Annotated in this window: 1 pseudogene; it reads left to right on the forward strand. The window is 60.2% G+C overall.

The features are described 5' to 3' along the window. Positions 1–214: 214 nt before the first annotated feature. Positions 215–1,053 (forward strand): annotated as a pseudogene (locus JQ628_RS34380) (IS3-like element ISRj2 family transposase); the annotation flags it as partial.

Raw genomic sequence — 1,053 nt, forward strand, 5'->3', positions numbered from 1 at the left:
CTCGACGGCCTGGCGCTTGTACTCCTCGGTAAATGACCGACGTTGACGTTCCATTCGACACCTCCGGGCTCAATGAGCCTACTACAGGTGTCCACTCATTCGGAGGAGGTTCAGCGCCTGTCCCAAAGAGCTGGCCCCGCAAATTCGGACAGTAGCTTGAGTGGATTTTCTGCCTGACAGCGGCGAGGATTCTTGCTGCGAATCAGGAGCGAAGATGACGAAGAAGAGCCGCCGGACGCATTCTCCGGCATTCAAGGCGAAGGTTGCTTTGGCTGCGGTCAAAGGCGACAAGACACTGGCGGAGCTGGCGCAGCTGTTTGATGTTCATCCGAACCAGATCACGATCTGGAAAAACCAGCTCCTGGAAGGCGCCGCCGGCGTGTTTGGGCATGACAAGACATCGGCCGAGACGCCGGTCGATTTGAAGGCGTTACATGCCAAGATCGGCGAGCTGGCGTTGGAAAACGATTTTTTGTCCGGCGCGCTCACCAAGGCGGGCCTGCTGAGCGCAAAGCGATGATCGACCGCGGTCATGATCTTTCTATCGTGCGCCAGGCGAAGGTCCTGAAGCTGGCTCGCAGCACGGTCTACTATGAACCTCGGCCAGTTTCGGCCGAGGACCTTGCCTTGATGCGTCGGCTCGATGAGCTGCATCTCGATTATCCCTTCGCGGGAGCGCGTATGCTGCGATCGTTGCTGCGGCGGGAGGGCGTATACGCCGGTCGCCGCCACATCGCGACGCTGATGAAGCGCATGCGGATCGAGGCGGTCTATCGTCGCCCGAACACGAGCAAGCCGGCTCCGGGTCACAAGATCTACCCGTACCTGTTGCGCGGATTGAAGATCGAGCGGCCCGACCATGCGTGGGCAATGGACATCACCTACATTCCGATGCGGCGTGGCTTCGTCTATCTCGCGGCGGTCGTCGATGTGTTCAGCCGACGGGTCCTGGCCCATCGCGTCTCGATCACAATGGAGGCGGCCTTCTGCGTCGAAGCGGTCCAGGAGGCGTTGGCGAAGCACGGCAGGCCCGAGATTTTCAACACGGATCAG

Origin of the sequence: Bradyrhizobium lablabi, assembly GCF_018129385.1 — a bacterium.
Taxonomy (GTDB): domain Bacteria; phylum Pseudomonadota; class Alphaproteobacteria; order Rhizobiales; family Xanthobacteraceae; genus Bradyrhizobium; species Bradyrhizobium lablabi_C.